Origin of the sequence: Bacteroides ilei (assembly GCF_900128495.1) — a bacterium.
Classification (GTDB): domain Bacteria; phylum Bacteroidota; class Bacteroidia; order Bacteroidales; family Bacteroidaceae; genus Phocaeicola; species Phocaeicola ilei.
This window is the reverse complement of record NZ_LT635801.1, coordinates 1,778,417-1,795,543: the sequence shown is the minus strand read 5'-3', so window position 1 is coordinate 1,795,543 and position 17,127 is coordinate 1,778,417. Positions and strand designations below refer to the sequence as shown.

At 46.8% G+C, this 17,127-nt stretch carries 14 protein-coding genes; 7 read left to right on the top strand and 7 right to left on the bottom strand.

Annotated elements, in window-relative coordinates; translation table 11 throughout:
- Nucleotides 1-2,151, top strand: coding sequence for a methylmalonyl-CoA mutase (gene scpA, locus BQ7489_RS07740; protein ID WP_072530551.1), 2,151 nt, complete (start codon nt 1-3; stop codon nt 2,149-2,151).
- Nucleotides 2,152-2,292: 141 nt separating this feature from the next.
- Here the strand turns inward: scpA and BQ7489_RS07735 are convergent, their stop codons facing one another.
- From BQ7489_RS07735 to BQ7489_RS07720, 4 genes are all read right to left on the bottom strand, one after another.
- The gene (locus BQ7489_RS07735) at nt 2,293-3,900 is read right to left on the bottom strand and encodes a TonB family protein (protein ID WP_072530550.1); all 1,608 of its coding nucleotides are present in this window, start codon (nt 3,898-3,900) and stop codon (nt 2,293-2,295) included.
- Between the two features lie 12 nt (nt 3,901-3,912).
- On the bottom strand, nt 3,913-4,779 hold the full coding sequence (locus tag BQ7489_RS07730; protein ID WP_162617783.1) for a TlpA family protein disulfide reductase: 867 nt from the start codon (nt 4,777-4,779) through the stop codon (nt 3,913-3,915).
- Between the two features lie 46 nt (nt 4,780-4,825).
- Nucleotides 4,826-5,761, bottom strand: a complete 936-nt coding sequence (locus BQ7489_RS07725) for a hypothetical protein (protein WP_072530548.1) — start codon at nt 5,759-5,761, stop codon at nt 4,826-4,828.
- A 154-nt stretch (nt 5,762-5,915) separates the two neighbouring features.
- Nucleotides 5,916-6,278: a BlaI/MecI/CopY family transcriptional regulator gene (locus BQ7489_RS07720; protein ID WP_072530547.1), complete on the bottom strand. Its 363-nt coding sequence runs from the start codon at nt 6,276-6,278 to the stop codon at nt 5,916-5,918.
- Nucleotides 6,279-7,014: 736 nt separating this feature from the next.
- Here BQ7489_RS07720 and BQ7489_RS07715 point away from each other — a divergent pair.
- The 3 genes from BQ7489_RS07715 (at nt 7,015) to BQ7489_RS07705 (ending at nt 10,570) form a co-directional block, all read left to right on the top strand.
- The gene (locus BQ7489_RS07715) at nt 7,015-9,021 is read left to right on the top strand and encodes an AAA family ATPase (protein ID WP_072530546.1); all 2,007 of its coding nucleotides are present in this window, start codon (nt 7,015-7,017) and stop codon (nt 9,019-9,021) included.
- Nucleotides 9,022-9,033: 12 nt separating this feature from the next.
- Entirely contained in the window at nt 9,034-9,645 is a 612-nt protein-coding gene (locus BQ7489_RS07710) for an L-threonylcarbamoyladenylate synthase (protein ID WP_072530545.1), read from the top strand.
- Between the two features lie 76 nt (nt 9,646-9,721).
- Nucleotides 9,722-10,570, top strand: coding sequence for a mechanosensitive ion channel family protein (locus BQ7489_RS07705; protein WP_072530544.1), 849 nt, complete (start codon nt 9,722-9,724; stop codon nt 10,568-10,570).
- 97 nt (nt 10,571-10,667) lie between these two features.
- Here BQ7489_RS07705 and BQ7489_RS07700 read toward each other — a convergent pair whose 3' ends face one another.
- Both BQ7489_RS07700 and BQ7489_RS07695 read right to left on the bottom strand, forming a co-directional pair.
- The gene (locus BQ7489_RS07700) at nt 10,668-11,858 is read right to left on the bottom strand and encodes an FprA family A-type flavoprotein (protein ID WP_072532071.1); all 1,191 of its coding nucleotides are present in this window, start codon (nt 11,856-11,858) and stop codon (nt 10,668-10,670) included.
- Between the two features lie 13 nt (nt 11,859-11,871).
- Nucleotides 11,872-12,810, bottom strand: coding sequence for a tRNA modification radical SAM protein MnmL/YtqA (locus BQ7489_RS07695; RefSeq protein WP_072530543.1), 939 nt, complete (start codon nt 12,808-12,810; stop codon nt 11,872-11,874).
- Nucleotides 12,811-13,312: 502 nt separating this feature from the next.
- On the opposite strand from BQ7489_RS07695, the gene BQ7489_RS07690 reads away from it, so the two are divergent.
- The 3 genes from BQ7489_RS07690 to BQ7489_RS07680 all read left to right on the top strand — a co-directional run bounded on the left by BQ7489_RS07690 (nt 13,313) and on the right by BQ7489_RS07680 (nt 16,204).
- Nucleotides 13,313-14,272, top strand: a complete 960-nt coding sequence (locus tag BQ7489_RS07690) for an SPFH domain-containing protein (protein ID WP_072530542.1) — start codon at nt 13,313-13,315, stop codon at nt 14,270-14,272.
- A 105-nt stretch (nt 14,273-14,377) separates the two neighbouring features.
- Nucleotides 14,378-14,572, top strand: a complete 195-nt coding sequence (locus BQ7489_RS07685; RefSeq protein WP_072530541.1) for a type II toxin-antitoxin system antitoxin — start codon at nt 14,378-14,380, stop codon at nt 14,570-14,572.
- A 396-nt stretch (nt 14,573-14,968) separates the two neighbouring features.
- Complete coding sequence (locus BQ7489_RS07680) at nt 14,969-16,204, top strand: DUF4377 domain-containing protein (RefSeq protein WP_083580496.1); 1,236 nt, start codon at nt 14,969-14,971, stop codon at nt 16,202-16,204.
- Nucleotides 16,205-16,288: 84 nt separating this feature from the next.
- On the opposite strand, the gene BQ7489_RS07675 is transcribed toward BQ7489_RS07680, so the two are convergent.
- Complete coding sequence (locus BQ7489_RS07675) at nt 16,289-17,092, bottom strand: hypothetical protein (RefSeq protein ID WP_072532069.1); 804 nt, start codon at nt 17,090-17,092, stop codon at nt 16,289-16,291.
- Between the last annotated feature and the right edge of the window lie 35 nt (nt 17,093-17,127).

The window sequence follows — 17,127 nt, the reverse complement described above, 5'->3', positions numbered from 1 at the left end:
ATGAAACCGAATTTCAAAAACATCGACATATATGCCGGATTCCATCCGCAAGACGGGATGGAATGGCAAAAGACCAATGGCATCACCGCCAATTGGAAAACACCGGAACAGATTCAGGTCAAACCGGTATATACTAAAGAAGATTTGGAAGGCATGGAACACCTGAACTACGCTGCCGGTATTCCGCCGTATCTGCGCGGTCCGTATTCCATGATGTATACCTTCCGTCCATGGACTATCCGACAGTATGCCGGATTCTCCACCGCTGAAGAATCGAATGCGTTCTATCGCCGTAACCTGGCTTCCGGTCAGAAAGGATTGTCGGTTGCGTTCGACCTGCCTACCCATCGAGGATACGACCCCGATCATCCGCGTGTAGTAGGTGATGTGGGTAAGGCCGGAGTTTCAATCTGCTCGCTGGAAAACATGAAGGTACTGTTCGACGGAATCCCATTGAACAAGATGTCCGTATCCATGACCATGAACGGTGCCGTACTTCCTATCATGGCTTTCTATATCAATGCCGGACTGGAACAGGGAGCCAAACTGGAAGAAATGGCGGGCACTATCCAGAACGATATCCTGAAAGAATTCATGGTACGTAATACATATATTTATCCGCCTGCCTTCTCCATGAAGATTATTTCCGATATCTTCGAATATACATCACAGAAGATGCCGAAATTCAACTCAATCTCCATTTCGGGATACCACATGCAGGAAGCCGGTGCCACTGCCGACATCGAACTGGCATATACCTTGGCCGACGGACTTGAATACCTCCGTGCAGGTATCGCCGCAGGTATTGACATCGATGCTTTTGCCCCGCGTCTTTCGTTCTTCTGGGCCATCGGCATGAACCATTTCATGGAAATCGCCAAGATGCGCGCCGCACGTATGCTGTGGGCGAAGATTGTAAAGCAGTTCAATCCGAAGAACCCGAAATCATTGGCATTGCGTACCCATTCACAGACATCCGGATGGTCATTGACGGAACAGGATCCGTTCAATAACGTGGGACGTACCTGTATCGAAGCTATGGCTGCCGCCCTGGGTCATACCCAGTCCTTACATACCAATGCGCTGGACGAAGCGATTGCATTGCCTACCGACTTCTCGGCACGTATTGCCCGTAACACACAGATCTATATCCAGGAAGAAACCCAGATTTGCAAGAACGTCGATCCGTGGGCAGGTTCCTATTATGTAGAATCACTGACCAACGAACTGGCTCACAAGGCTTGGGAACATATCCAGGAAATCGAAAAGCTGGGCGGTATGGCCAAAGCCATCGAAACCGGTATTCCTAAGATGCGTATCGAAGAAGCGGCAGCACGTACACAGGCCCGCATCGACTCAGGCGAACAGACCATTGTCGGTACCAACAAATACCGTCTGGAAAAGGAAGATCCGATCGATATTCTGGAAGTGGACAATACGGCCGTACGTCAGGAACAGATCGAGAACCTCCGCCGTCTGAAGGAAGGACGTAACCAGGCCGAAGTGGACAAGGCCCTGGATGCCATTACCGAATGTGTCAAGACAGGCAAGGGCAACCTGTTGGAACTGGCCGTAGAAGCAGCACGCGTACGTGCTACATTGGGAGAAATTTCAGATGCCTGCGAAAAAGTCGTAGGACGTTATAAAGCAATTATCAGAACTATTTCGGGCGTGTATTCATCAGAAAGTAAGAAAGATGCAGATTTCGCACGTGCTTGCGAACTGACAGAAGAATTTGCGAAACGGGAAGGACGCCGTCCGCGTGTCATGATTGCCAAGATGGGACAAGACGGACACGACCGTGGCGCCAAGGTGGTAGCTACAGGCTTTGCCGACTGCGGTTTCGACGTAGATATGGGACCTTTGTTCCAGACTCCGGAAGAGGCGGCACGAGAAGCGGTAGAAAACGACGTAAATGCAGTAGGTGTTTCTTCACTGGCTGCCGGTCACAAGACGTTGATCCCCCAGATCATCGAAGAGCTCAAACGGTTGGGCCGTGAAGACATCATGGTCTTTGCCGGTGGAGTAATTCCTCCGCAGGATTATGATTTCCTTTACAAGGCAGGTGTACTGGCTATCTTCGGACCGGGAACATCCGTAGCCAAATCGGCATGCCAGGTAATGGAAATGTTGCTTGAACAAGGAGAATAAAACGTTCCATACAGGCTGATTCCCCGGCATATCATATAAAAGCCAGCTAATTCATAACGCTTAGATTAGAATTAGCTGGCTTTTTCAGTTTTCAATGCGGACCGGTCACATTCCGATATTCCTCCAGTCCATAACTATAGTTTATTTATTGTTCTTCTTTGTGTTAATCAGTATTACTCCCTCCTTTCCTTGGGCATTATATTCCGGAAGCCGGTTCTGATCCTTTATGACTTCAACTGACTCAACCGTTTCAGGATCGATCTTTTCCAACTCAGACATACCTCCTTCGATTGCGACACCATCCACAATCACCAAGATATTCTTCTCGTTCTTGACGCCGAACTTTACTGAACCCGTTGTCGTGTGTTCCGAACCATCGGCGGAGACCTTGAAACTTACAGGAATGGTAAATTTGACATTTACCGCTTTACCCCCTTCAGTTCCCGGTTTCCATTTAGGCATCAGCCCAACTACACGCAACGCTTCCGCGTCCAACAAAGGATCGACCGAACGCATGATTTTGGGAGAATCCACACTACCATCCGCCTTAACGATGAACTGGACAACCACTCTTCCCTGAATACCCTTCTTCTGACATTCAGCCGGATATTTGATATTCTTGGCCAAAAACTCCATACAGGCTTTCATGCCTCCCGGAAATTCAGGCATATTTTCCACCACCATAAATACACGCTGAGTGGATGCCGGCTTTTTTTCTTCATCTTTCCCAGAGACTTTCACTTTAACTACAGAATCTTCTGTTTCAACAGATTTAACAGGATTTTCTTCTACAATCGCTGCCAAATCATTAACTTTGACTTTAGAAATCTCTGCCAATGGCTTGGAGATTTCAGGACGTGCAAAGGCAACTACAGCGACAGCTGCCAATGGCAGTACATACAAGTACTTTGCACGTGCCCACGGATTTGATTTTTTTCTCATCATCATAGTGATACGTTTTTTAAGTGAACTATGGTTCAAGCTGTTGGCAATTGAGTAGAGCCTTGCGCCAACAGCTTTCTTTATCAATAACATCTGGTAACCCCTGGCGTCTACACCCTCCCGCAGAACGGTTTCATCCGCCTCATATTCGTGAATATTCTGCAATTCCTGCTTCAAAAGCCAGGCAGCCGGATTGAACCACTGCACAAAGATGCACAAGTCAGCCAGCAGCACGTCCCACGAATGTCCGTTACGGATGTGTGCCAGTTCATGAATCAGGATTTCACGACCGCTTTCCTCCAGATCTTTCCGTGAGATGACAATGTAACGCATCCAGCTGAATGGAGCGATATCGCACTCATGCACCACCAATGTCGCCCTTTTCTTCCAGTCTGAAAGATAGGCAGGCATAGGCTCCAACTTTCCGCTACGCAGTAAAGCCAACAGCCGTACAAGCGCCCAAAGATTACGGACAGCAAAGAAACAGATTCCGGCCAGATAGACCCACAACGCCACCTGTATCCAGAGTACCGTAGCAGACTGTGCAGGCATTACCTCTCCTTGGCTTCCCTCCATATCGGCCAACATAAGCAGCTGTTCCAGAGTAAACATGGTTTTCTGTACAGGCACAGGCTTGTCTACGCTGATTTCCGCCAGCGGTATCAGAGCCGACAAGACCAGCACTCCCAGCAAAGCAAAGCGGTTGAAACGATGAAATGTCTCGCGACTCAGCAATATCTTATAAAACAGATAGAATACTGCCAGGCAGACAGCAGACTTAAGTATGTAGACTAAAAAGATTCCCATATTTCATTAAGCTTAAAGCGTTCCCAATGCTTTCTCCAATTCCTGCTTCATGACATCCGTGCCGGGGAAACCCACATGCCGGTAAACCACCTTCCCATTTCTGTCCAATATCAGGTAGGCAGGTATGCCGTCAAACTGATATTTCTTCAGCAGGTCGCCATTCTGTCCGTTGGTAAGGTAATAGTGCTCGCCATGAATGTTGGTTATCATCCTCTTCCACAAAACCTTTGGAGAAGTTTCGTCGGTCAGGAAGACGAAATCCACATCCTTGCCCTTCAGTTCCTCCTTTATAGGCTTCATGCTCTCCATAGCCTGCCTACAAGGACCGCACCACGTGGCCCAGAAGTCTATCAGTACCACACGCCCCTTATGTCGGGCAGCAATGGCCGGCAGCAGACTGTCGCCCCTGACGGAAGCATCCAGCGTAGCAACGGTATAGCCCTCCCCTCCATCGGCAGTTGCCTCCATTGCCTCCGCATATTCACGGTGTTTGGTCAGTATATATTCACGGATAGCAGGTGTCTGCAGGCTGTCCACCTTGGCCAGCAACGTATCGGGCAGCGGAGTCATGCGTCCCAAGTAGCGACGCGCAATCTCCGTCAGGACCGTACTTTCCAGATCCTTGCACCAGGGATGGTCTGCGGCAGGGTCGTGAGCCTCACTCAAGGCCGATATAATGCTCGAATAGTGCGTAGTCATCATCATGGCCGGCGAACGGAGCGAGTCAAGTGCCATGATCTCGTCGCGGAAGCCGGGCCCCTCGGTCAGGTTACCCTGCTTCTGTCCTTTGGCCCGCATGGCAAAACCTATGGTGTACTTGGCAGAAGCGACATTGCTGAATGTCTGGGCCTGCAACTCCAAGTGCAGCAGCCTCTTCACAGGCGCACTGAGTGAAGCATCGTTCTCCAGCCACTGTTCTACCTTATTAATTATAATAAGTCAATATTTTCTTTTTCAGCTCATCTACCGATAAAGTATCGATATTGTCGTACAGTCCGTCGGTAGCATCCAGACTGTAGGGACAATTGGCCAAGGCCGTGTTCAATCCGTCGTAATCACCCTCGAACCACACTTTCTGCACATCCTTGTATTCTTTGCCAAAGAGATGTGTATCCGCCATCTGCAAGGCATGATAGTTGACGGTCATCGTCACCTCACCGCCCGGCACCACAAAGACAGAAAACTTCCTCGTACCCACATAAAACGACTTCAACCCCGGATGCGTCAGATACTCCTCGATCACACAAACACCGTCCTTTTCCTTGACAGAAATGGGCAGGAACGACTGTGCCCCCCATTCATCCAATCTGTAACGGATGCTGCCCGGCGATACCTGGCCAAGGAAACGGACGGTAATACGGAACTTGCCGAACGCAGGCTTAGCTGCCGGCAAAGGACGGTTGTAGTTCGGCCGATAATCAACCAAACGTTCCGGCACGTCTATTTCAGGCTTCTTGCCGTCCAGATGCAACTGAAGCAGTTCCCAACTGCCATTCATATTCTCAGTGAAATCGAACGTATCAACATCAGCCGGAAGAGGCTCGAAAATCCACTTCATACCGACTTTCCCGTTACCGGGTACCGTCAACTCCTTTTCGGTAGAAATTCCTTCGGTTCCCTTCAAGGCATATTGCTTGCCTCCGGCCAACAGGACAGCCGAAGGAGCCAGCTTGATTTTACCGCCCATGGCTCCGGCATAATAGTCCACATCGAGCACGGTACTGTCATTGTACAGAGATACACGGGTCACTTCCAGCGTTCTTTCCCCTCCCAGGAAGTAAGGTCTCTCCACCACTTTCAGCTGAGCTTGTCCGCTCAACCAGCAGAACAGAGCGAACACAATCAATAATACTTTTTTCATAAAAATCAATCTTCAATATCAAACAACAACTCTTTCCTGCCTTCGCCGTTCTTCGGGACTCACATCCTGCAACCGTTCCCTTGAAGTCCGGAGAATGCCCCGGTAAAGAAGCAACCATCCACCGGCAGGCATATCAACAAGACGATACATTTACTCACAACCGTCCTTTCTCCACTTTTTCAATCAGCTTCTTCAGCTCTTCCAGAGAGATATCCTCTTCTTTCACCAACGAAGAAACAGCACCCAGATATGAATTGTTGAAGTACTTGCTGATAACTCCCTTGAGCGTACGGCGACTGAAATCATCACGGCTCACCACTGCATAATACTGATAGGTATTGCCATAAGCCTTATGCGCCAGATAGCCCTTCTCCTCCAGTCCTCGTACAATGGTAGATAAGGTATTGAAATGAGGACGCGGCTCATCATAGAACTCCAGCAGTTCCTTTACAAACAAAGGACCCCGCTCCCAAAAGAAACCCATGATTTCTTCTTCTTTTGCAGTTAAATGTTTCATCTTTCCTCTTTTTTATTTTGACTATGCAAATAACTATATAATTTAGTTCATAAACTAATTATTATAGTTAATATATGTAAATACAACTGCAGCAAAGTATGGATTCCTTTTTCCGATCTTTCCCTACCAGCATAAAAACATGTTATACGACATATTTTCATAGAATACCGCCATTTTGTCACCATTCCGTCATTTCCCGGATAACCCGATTGATTTAGGTCAATAAAAGCAGTAAAAACGTATTTTTTATGCTCTAGAACATATATTCTATTCAGAAAGGCTATATATTTGCAGTGTAATTAAAGAACAACAAGTTCTAGACTTAACTAAACTATTGTTTTTAAGGTAAAAGTTTTTAGGTTAACGAAAAGCCGGCCGCGAGGTCCGCTTACAAAGGTAAAAAGAGAAAAAAAGAGAAAATTTCAGGTATTATTGTTTAACTAAAGAAGAAAGGATAACATTATGAAAAAGGTAAAAAGAATTTTCCACAAAATCGTAAATGCAGATCCTATGATCTGGGGTTACGTAATGCTGAATGACAGAATCAGCAAATAAAGAATTCTGTTTGTTGCCACAGGCTTTTACAGCCGACGGCTTTAAACTAGCATCTGATAAACACCGCAAGGTTGTTCACATATCAAAGGATGGCTGCCCCGACCGGCAACCATCCTTTTTCTTTTCCTATTGGATAGAGAATTGATTTTCTTTATCTTTGCCTGACCAATCTTTACGTAAAATGGCATACACTTCCATCGACACAGACAATCCGGAGTTTCAGAACGCCCTGAAACTGATCCAGTATACCCGCCAGTCGGTTTTCCTGACAGGAAAGGCAGGTACCGGAAAGTCTACATTCCTCAAGTATGTATGCCAGCACACCAAAAAGAAATATGTAGTACTGGCACCTACAGGCATAGCGGCCATCAATGCCGGAGGAAGCACCCTGCACAGTTTCTTCAAGCTTCCATTCCATCCGCTGCTGCCCGACGACCCGAACTTCAGCCTGAAAGGAGGGAAACTTCACAGCTTCCTGAAATACTCGGCCGACCACCGCAAGCTCATCAAGAACATCGAACTGGTCATCATTGACGAGATATCCATGGTACGGGCCGACATCATCGACTTCATCGACAAGATACTGCGGGTCTATTCACAGAACATGCGTGAACCGTTCGGCGGCAAACAGCTGCTGCTGGTAGGCGATATTTTCCAGTTGGAACCGGTCGTCAAGAACGACGAACGTGAAATCATCAGCCGTTTCTACCCGAACCCTTACTTCTTTTCGGCACGTGTATTCCGTGAAATGGAACTGGTAGCCATAGAACTGACCAAAGTATACCGGCAGACCGACAAGGTCTTCGTGGGGGTACTGGACCACATCCGCACCAACACGGCGAACGCTGCCGACCTACAACTGCTCAATACACGGTACAACATTCCGGTAGCCACATCCGAAAACGACATGTATATCACCCTGGCTACCCGACGGGATACGGTAGATTTCATCAACGAACAGAAGCTGGCAGAACTGCCGGGCGATCCCGTAACCTTACAGGGAGAAATCCACGGCGAATTCCCGGAAAGCAGCCTCCCCACCCTGATGGAACTGACAGTCAAGCCCGGAGCACAGGTCATCTTCATCAAGAACGACCAGGAAAAACGGTGGGTGAACGGAACCATAGGAACCATTTCGGGTATGGACGAAGACGGAATCATCTATATAATCACGGAAGACGGACGCGAACTGGATGTACACAAAGAAAGCTGGAGCAATATCCGCTATAAATATAACGAACAGGAAAAAAAGATCGAGGAAGAAGAACTGGGCACCTTCACCCAATACCCCATCAGGCTGGCATGGGCCATCACCGTACACAAGAGCCAGGGACTGACCTTCAGCCATGTGGTCATCGACTTCACGGGAGGCGTATTTGCCGGAGGCCAGGCCTATGTGGCGCTGAGCCGCTGCACATCACTCGAAGGCATCTGCCTGAAACGGGAAATAACCCGTGGCGATATCTTTGTCCGCCCCGAAATCGTCTCGTTTGCACAACGGTTCAACAATCCGCAGGCTATCGGACGGGCCTTGAAACAGGCTCAGGCCGACGAACAGTATGTAGCGGCCGTCAAGGCGTTCGACCAAGGCGACTTCAAGGAATGTCTCTCGCAGTTCTTCAAAGCCATCCACTCACGGTACGACATAGAAAAGCCGCTCCAACAGCGCTTCATACGCAAGAAACTGGGCATCATCACCCAGCTCAAGGAAGAGAACAGACGTCTGAAGGAAGCGATGCATGAACAGCAGAAGAATCTCCAGAAGTATGCGCACGAATATTACCTCATGGGAAATGAATGTGTTACCCGCATGCACGATGTGAGGGCTGCCTTAGCCAATTACGACAAGGCTATCGAACTCTATCCCGGATTTACGGATGCCTGGATACGGAAAGGAGTGACCCTGTTCGACGACGGGCGTATCGGTGAAGCGGAAGAATGCCTGAACCAGGCAGTCAGGATACGCCCAACGGAATTCAAGGCCGTATATAACAGGGGCAAGCTGCGGCTCCATACAGGCAACATAGAAGGAGCCATAGCCGATCTCGACAAGGCTACCACACTCAAGCCCCAGCACGCCGGGGCGCACGAATGCTTCGGAGATGCCCTGGAACAGGCAGGAAAAGAAATGGAAGCGGCCATCCAATACCGGCTGGCCGAAGAACTGAAAAAAAGAAAAGAAAAATAAATAAAAGAACCTATGCTACAGAAATTCTATTCAAAGAACAATGATCCCTACGCAATCCAGCACGTTGCTGATATCCTGAACGAGGGCGGGATCATCATATACCCTACCGACACCATGTATGCCATAGGGTGCCATGCATTGAAAGAACGTCCCATAGAACGCATCTGCAAACTGAAAAATATCGATCCGCGTAAACATAACCTGTCGATCATTTGTTATGATTTAAGTAACATCAGTGAATATGCCCGTGTAGACAACACGACTTTCAAGCTGATGAAACGGAACCTGCCGGGACCGTTCACATTCATCCTGAACGCCGACAGCCGTCTTCCCAAAATATTCCGGAACCGGAAGGAAGTGGGAATCCGTGTGCCCGACAACAACATTATCCGCGAAATATGCAAGGCACTTGACGCACCGATCCTCACCACTACCCTGCCCCTCCGGCCAGGTGAAGACATCGAATACATCACCGATCCGGAACTGATTGACGAGAAGTTCGGGGAGGAAGTAGATCTGGTAATCGACGGAGGTCCGGGAGGTATCGAACCGTCTACCGTAATCAACTGCTGCGAAGGCGATCCCGAAATCGTCCGTCAGGGGAAAGGCATCCTGCAGGAATAGACGCCAGGCACAGAAACGGACACTGGAAAGACAACATAACATTATATTTATAACACTAAAAAACATTTAAAGATTCATGTTATCAGCAACATTATTAAGCACGATGTCCAAAATCAATGTGGAACAGCTGCTCGACAAGTTCGTCAATTGGGGTATCGAATGTGGGAAAGACATTATAGGCGCCGTCATCATCTATGTAGTGGGACGGATACTGATCAAACTCATATCACGTCTGGTCAGCGGACTTCTGGAAAAGCGGAAATTCGAGATAAGCGTACAGACTTTCGTCAAGAGCCTGCTCAACATCCTGCTCAACCTGATTCTTGCCTTCGCCATCTTCGCGCGGCTGGGAGTGGAAACCACCAGCTTTGCGGCTCTGCTGGCCTCAGCCGGTGTAGCCATCGGTATGGCCCTCTCAGGCAACCTGTCGAACTTTGCAGGCGGACTGATTATCCTTGTATTCAAACCGTTCAAGGTAGGCGACTACATTGACGGTCCCGGAGCCAGCGGAACAGTAAAGGAAATACAGATTTTCCACACCATATTGTCGACTACCGACAACCGTATCATCTATGTTCCTAACGGAAACATGAGCAGCAACGTGGTAGTCAACTACAGCAAACAGGAAATCCGTCGTGCCGAATGGACCTTCGGAGTTGAATACGGAGAAGATTTCGAGCATGTGAAGGAAGTATTGAAACGCATCATCGCAGCCGATTCCCGCATACTGGCCGACCCGGCACCGTTTATCGGTCTGGGAGCGCTGGCCGACAGCAGCGTAAACATTACCCTGCGTGTATGGACCAAGACGGCCGACTACTGGGACGTCTATTTCGATATGAACAAGAACGTGTATGCTACATTCAACAAAGAAGGAATCGGATTCCCCTTCCCTCAACTCACCGTACATCAGGCACAAGACTGACCAATCACACATACCGCCGCACAACGGCAAAAAAAAGTCCGATGCACCGCTCACTGCGTGCACCGGACTTTTTCTTTATCATGAAAAAAACAGTTGCTTATTTTCTGTCGGACTTCAGGCGGTCGGCCATGGCTTTAGCCAGCTCCTTAGCCTGTGCATAATTGTCCTGCTTCATGCTCTGCTTCATTTCTACCGGGTTACCTACCACTTCGAACTTCAGCTTCTCGGCAAATTCACCCAACTTCTTCACAGCAGCGCTGGCCCAGGTATAAGAACCGAAATAACCCATTACACGGTTCTTCATCTCACGGGCAGCCACCTTGCTCAACAGGCTTTCCATTTCGGGATACAGATGCATGTTATAGGTAGTACATCCCACAATCAGGCCCTTGTACTTGAAGATATCGGCCAGGATATATGAATGATGGGTATGCGATACATTATGCAGTATAATATTCTTGATACCCTGTGCACTCAGTTCTTCGGCAATGGTTTCGGCCAGCTCTTCGGTATTTCCATACATGGTTCCGTAGGCAATTACCACACCTTCCTCGCCTTCGTAACGGCTCATCTTGTCGTACATGGCCACCACTTCCGGTATATGTTCCTCCCAAACCGGACCGTGTGTAGGACAGATCATCTTGATATCCAGCCCGCTGCATTTCTGCAAAGCCTTCTGTACCGGATTACCGAACTTGCCTACAATGTTCGCATAGTAACGGCGCATTTCATTCCAGTAGATGTCGGTATTGATATTCTTGTCAATGCATCCGCCGTTCAGAGCCCCGAAACATCCGAAAGCGTCGCCCGAGAACAGGATACCTTCCGTTTCATCGAAAGTGACCATGGTTTCAGGCCAGTGTACCATCGGTATCAGGTAGAAACGCAGGTTATGGTGCCCCAACTTCAGGAAGTCGCCTTCACCTACCACGTAACGGTCGCCGGTAACGCCGTAATAACCTTCCACCATATCGAAAGTCTTCTTGTTACCTACCAATACGATTTCCGGATAATATTGCTTAATCAAAGCGATAGATCCCGAATGATCGGGTTCCATATGGTTGATGATCAGATAATTGATCTTACGGTCACCGATAATGCTACGGATCTTCTTCAGGTATACCTCGAAGAAAGCCACGTCTACCGTATCGACAAGTGCCACCATTTCATCGTCTGCAATCAGATATGAATTGTAAGACACACCGTAAGGCAACGGCCAGAGGTTTTCAAACAACGCTTTCGTGCGGTCATTCACCCCAACATAATGAACATTCCCTTTCAATTTCATGTTGCTACTTGAATTAATCATTTATATTTCTACTATAATATTTTCCTTGCCAGGCATCCCTTTCCTCCATGCGTTTCTTCAACCGTTCGGTAAACTCATAGTTCTTCAATCCCCAATCGGGAGCAATCAGCAGCTCCTTGGGCGACTGCGATATGAAGCGTTCCAGCACGATGTCTTTCCGCAGATGCTCCACGTAATCAATAACCAGCCCGATGTACTCTTCGGCCGTATACAGATGGAAATCTTCGGGATGCATTTCAAATTCACGGGCCATGCGGGTCCCTCTGATCAGCTGCAACTGATGCAGCTTCAAGGTAGTGAGAGGCAGACCGGAAAGTGTCTCCGCCTGTTCCATAAGCTGTTCCCGGCTCTCACCCGGAAGTCCCAGTATCACATGTCCTCCGGTAAGGATGCCTCTTGCGGCGGTCCTGCGCACGGCATCAGCCGTACAGGCGAAGTCATGTCCGCGGTTTATTCTCTCCAAGGTCCTGTCATCGGCACTTTCAATCCCGTACTCCACCAGCAGGAACGTACGTCTGGCCAGTTCTTCCAGATAGTCGAGCAGGGAATCGGGCATACAGTCGGGTCTCGTACCGATAACCAGTCCTACCACCCCTTCCACAGCCAGCGCCTCTTCATACATCCGTTTCAATGTCTCCAGTTCACCGTATGTATTGGTATACGCCTGGAAATAGGCCAGAAACTTCATTTCCGGATATTTCCGGGCAAAAAACGCCTTTCCGTCCTCCAGCTGTGCAGTGACCGTTTTTCCAGTCCGGCAATAGGCCGGATTGAAAGTCTGGTTGTTGCAATAAGTACAACCGCCATAGCCTTTCGAACCGTCGCGGTTAGGACAAGTAAAGCCCGCATTTACAGAGATTTTCTGCACCTTGAAAGGAAAATGTCCCGCCAGAAAAGTTGAGAAATCATTGTATCTTGAGCCTTTATCCATATATATACCGTTTGCGGCTACAAAGATAATCCTTTTTCGCCGAATCTTAAAAGAATCGGTTCTCCTAATCCTTAGATTTATCTTAAATAAACATCTTTATTTTAAATAAACATCAATCTTTACAAGCATCCGGAAGACAGACGACAGTCCTGATAACTTTTGATAGTTTTGCTCCCTCCCCGAAAAAGATGAAAGTCTTTTTGAAAAACTTCAAGTTCTTTATCCGGAAAGTTCAAGGCATTCTTCCGGAAATGTCAAGTTGTATCTGTAAATACATCAAGTCATTTTCCTGAGGATTCCAAGGAAAAATAAACATCAAAAAAAATACGATGACTTGTTTTTCCCGTTTTAAATTCATATCTTTACGATATTAAAACGATATCATAAAAAATATCGGTTCCATTTAATTTATCTATCAACCGGAATGGCATGGACAATTATTTTTGTGGCGAACGCTTGACCGGCAGAAGGACTTGTAATCTTATATCTAAAACTGAAAAATATGGAAACAAAAGAAGTTATTTTTAAAGGTTTCAAAATGAACGGTTTTCTGGCCGTTTTCCTTTTCGTGTTTATATGGGCAGGACTTATGGTCTGGTGTTTCATGGCGGGTGATGTACTCTTCAAGGTATTGGGGTGCATCATGGTTGTGCTATGGATTATCCTGAACTGCGGATACATAATGCTGGAACCGAATGAAGCCCGGGCCATGGTATTCTTCGGCAAATATAAAGGGACATTCCGTGAGACGGGATTTTTCTGGGTGAACCCGTTTATGGGAGCGAAAAAACTCTCCCTGCGCGCACGGAACCTGGACGTGGAACCGATCAAGGTGAACGATAAAATAGGCAACCCTATCCTCATCGGACTCGTATTGGTATGGAAGTTGAAAGATACATACAAGGCTATGTTCGAAATTGATGCCCAGACCATGGCAAGTGCAGGAACAACATCGAGCGACGGAAAGACAGTAAACCTAGGCAATACCGTAGCCAACCGGATGAATGCCTTTGAAAACTTTGTAAGGATACAAAGTGACGCCGCCTTGCGACAGGTAGCCGGCCAATATGCTTATGACGATAACGATAGTACCGACGGTGGACTGACACTGCGTTCGGGCGGTGAGGAAATCAATGAACAGTTGGAGCAGAAGCTGAACGAACGCCTGGCCATGGCAGGAATCGAAGTACTGGAAGCACGTATCAATTACCTGGCTTATGCGCCCGAAATCGCCGCCGTCATGTTACGACGCCAACAGGCGTCGGCCATCATCAGCGCCCGTGAAAAAATTGTGGAAGGCGCAGTTTCGATGGTCCACATGGCACTTGACAAACTGTCGAAGGACGAGATTGTAGAACTGGATGAAGAGAAAAAGGCAGCCATGGTAAGTAACCTGCTTGTAGTACTCTGTGCCGACGAAGCCGCACAGCCGGTAGTCAATACCGGGACATTGAATCATTGATTGAAGTTTCTTTCCGGAATATCCTATACCCGCATATGTAGCGGAAACATTCAGGATTTATTCCGGAAAGAAAAGACGTGAAGACAGGATGAAAGAAACAATGAAATGGCTAATAAAAATGAAAATACAACCAAAAGTTTTGTTCTGCGTGTGGATGCCGCTACAATGGATGCCATCGAGAAATGGGCGGCAGACGAATTTCGCAGTACCAACGGCCAGCTTCAATGGATCATCAACGAAGCATTAAAGAAAAGCGGCCGGCTAAAGAAAAACAACAAAAAGCAGAAAGAAGACGATTGACATGGTGGCAGAATGCCTCACATTTTGGTGCCCGCCAGCCAAGCTTTCCGGGAAAAAGCAGCTGAGAATCCAACGACCTTCAGGGACCTGTCAGTACCTCTGTCCGGTCATTTTTATTATTCAATGAAAGATACATCAAAGTAATCTTACTGAAAATATAGGGCTGATTACGCATTAAAAGATTTTTCTTAAATTGTCACACGATATACACTTTCGGTATTTTAACATTTCTGAAATAGGGGAATTTTTGCCTTTCTGCATTAAATAATAAAGTTTTGATTTACTATTAAAAAACAAGCTTTTTTACAGAACGAACTATTTTCAAAATCAATAGATGAATTCTGAGCAATAATTACGCAGAATCAGTTTTATAAATTATCCCTTTAAGTTAAGTATATGGAAAAGAAAAATTTATTTGGTATCTTTATGCTATTCCTTTGTTTATGTAACTTCGTAGCATGTAATAAGAATAACGAACTTGAGGATAAATATGAAATTATCAAAATGTACATTTCTCCTGAAACAAGTACATATATTCCTCCAGGTAGTAATAACCCTATAGAATGTCTGCTTGCCAAAGAAGAAGGCGCACGTAAATTTTCGAAACTTTCCTTCGAGGGTATCACTGGATTTACGTACGAACAAGGACATGAATATGTCTTAAAGGTAGAAAAACAGATATCGGTTGCCCCTCTGGCTGACGGTACCCGTGTCAGATATAAGCTGCTTGAGATTATGCAGGACACTTCCATCACCCCGTGGTCTCCGCAATGGACTTTCCTCATTGATAACCGCAAGGAACATGATATAGACATCAGCACTTCCTATCTTGGCATACAAATATGGCCGGCTCTTGCCAATCCTCCAGCCATTTATGTGGGAGCAGTCTTTCCGGAAAGCGCGTTTGCCACTTCCTTCGACAGGGAAGTCACAGATGAAAAGAGACCTGTAGACCTGACATTCAATTTCTCCAATCCCTATCTCACCACCCTGGTGAAGGCCAGATGGTCTGAGTATTTGAAAAAAATCAAGGAAGCGATACACTCGGAGGAATATGCAAATTATATGACCCCCGACCGACCCTATACCGCACAACTGGCCGAACTGAAAAACCTGGAAGCCTTGGGTGACAGCTTCATTGAAAACCAAACATTTGGTCGTACACTGAGAGATATTTGCCGACAGAAATTCGATATGAAAAAGGTGAAAAGCCTGACACTCGGCAAGATTGTTTTCAAAGGTTTTACGGTATCAATGGATACGCCGGCCGACGGACTGTTCGTGAATATGCCGTCCAATCTGAACGAATTGGTGTTTGTACGCGAACTGACTTACGGGACGAGTGCCTACTTTGTAATAGCCAGTGAGTCTCCTTATGAAGATATGTTATCGGCCTTTAAAGGTGCATTCGTGCATGAAGACAGCCGACCTCACGGCACATTGCACACATCCCAAATCGTCTTACTGACGGTTTCGGATGTGGACCAGACCGCAACAGTCAATGATTCGTTTGAAGCCTTGGCAGATTATCTAAAGAGCCCTTTCCGAGATGAAGAGACCTACGGATATCCCATTTCATGCAGAGGACAATATGTAAAAGACAACAGTTGGTTTGTAAAAGCAAAAGAATAATACCCGGCAGGCATAAAAAATCTATTTTAAGAAAAAGATGGGATTACTGAAAAAAATATGAATGTAGGCACAATGCATTAAAATTTATCTTCCAGGCATTATGGTAGGATTGCCACCTTGGTTTTTAAATTTAGCGCCTCTTATTATTTCATACAGAATACCTCCAACGTCCAAGCCTATCTTGGTCTTATTGAACTTATAGTAAGGTATTGCTATGGGGCGGGTATCCCAGCTTCTTCTCATAGGGTCGTATATTCTTTCAGCACCCACTTCTACTCCCCAACGATCATTGAACTCATAGCCGATAGTCCCTCCGTAACTGTTCATGTAAAACCCGTAGGCAGTTGTTGGAGCGTATGAGCCAAAGGCTCTGAAACTCAATTTATCGGTGGGTCTGTAGATGATGGCTCCTGTGGCACCGAAAGCCTGACCTGTACTGAATGGGAAATTATACTTTGTTGCATCCACCCCTCCCTGAACTTCCAGGAAGTCGTTTATACCATATCGGTACATCAGTGAGGCTTCGTTGATTCTACCAATTCCGGGCAATGTAGATTGTGAACCATAACCATACAGATTTGGAGCAATCTTTCCGCTTGTGCTGTAATCGCCGTAGAACATCGGAGAAGGATTTGTGTAGTATGGCATATAAAATGGGCGACGATACCTTATTTGCTGAATCTCCATTTGAGGAATATCCGTTTCTGACTTTATTTCCGGTATTTCTTCTTTTACAGCAAATGGTTTCACCGTCGGATTTTCATTGCCTAAATAGTCATTCGATATTGTCTTCAGGCTATCTTTTTTCAGGCTGGAGATGTTTTCCTGAGCATATACACCGGCTGTGATGCAATATAATACCGTAATTAAAAATATTCTGATGCTCATATTGCAGGTTATGTTGATGAATATAATACAAATAT

Bases quoted from the DNA above. Each gene is read 5' to 3' on its own strand.
- scpA (WP_072530551.1), top strand. From the start codon at position 1: ATGAAACCGAATTTCAAAAACATCGACATATATGCCGGATTCCATCCG.
- BQ7489_RS07680 (WP_083580496.1), top strand. From the start codon at position 14,969: ATGGAAAAGAAAAATTTATTTGGTATCTTTATGCTATTCCTTTGTTTA.
- BQ7489_RS07675 (WP_072532069.1), bottom strand. From the start codon at position 17,092: ATGAGCATCAGAATATTTTTAATTACGGTATTATATTGCATCACAGCC.
- BQ7489_RS07710 (WP_072530545.1), top strand. From the start codon at position 9,034: ATGCTACAGAAATTCTATTCAAAGAACAATGATCCCTACGCAATCCAG.
- BQ7489_RS07700 (WP_072532071.1), bottom strand. From the start codon at position 11,858: ATGAAATTGAAAGGGAATGTTCATTATGTTGGGGTGAATGACCGCACG.
- BQ7489_RS07685 (WP_072530541.1), top strand. From the start codon at position 14,378: ATGGCTAATAAAAATGAAAATACAACCAAAAGTTTTGTTCTGCGTGTG.
- BQ7489_RS07715 (WP_072530546.1), top strand. From the start codon at position 7,015: ATGGCATACACTTCCATCGACACAGACAATCCGGAGTTTCAGAACGCC.
- BQ7489_RS07720 (WP_072530547.1), bottom strand. From the start codon at position 6,278: ATGAAACATTTAACTGCAAAAGAAGAAGAAATCATGGGTTTCTTTTGG.
- BQ7489_RS07705 (WP_072530544.1), top strand. From the start codon at position 9,722: ATGTTATCAGCAACATTATTAAGCACGATGTCCAAAATCAATGTGGAA.
- BQ7489_RS07690 (WP_072530542.1), top strand. From the start codon at position 13,313: ATGGAAACAAAAGAAGTTATTTTTAAAGGTTTCAAAATGAACGGTTTT.
- BQ7489_RS07725 (WP_072530548.1), bottom strand. From the start codon at position 5,761: ATGAAAAAAGTATTATTGATTGTGTTCGCTCTGTTCTGCTGGTTGAGC.
- BQ7489_RS07735 (WP_072530550.1), bottom strand. From the start codon at position 3,900: ATGGGAATCTTTTTAGTCTACATACTTAAGTCTGCTGTCTGCCTGGCA.
- BQ7489_RS07695 (WP_072530543.1), bottom strand. From the start codon at position 12,810: ATGGATAAAGGCTCAAGATACAATGATTTCTCAACTTTTCTGGCGGGA.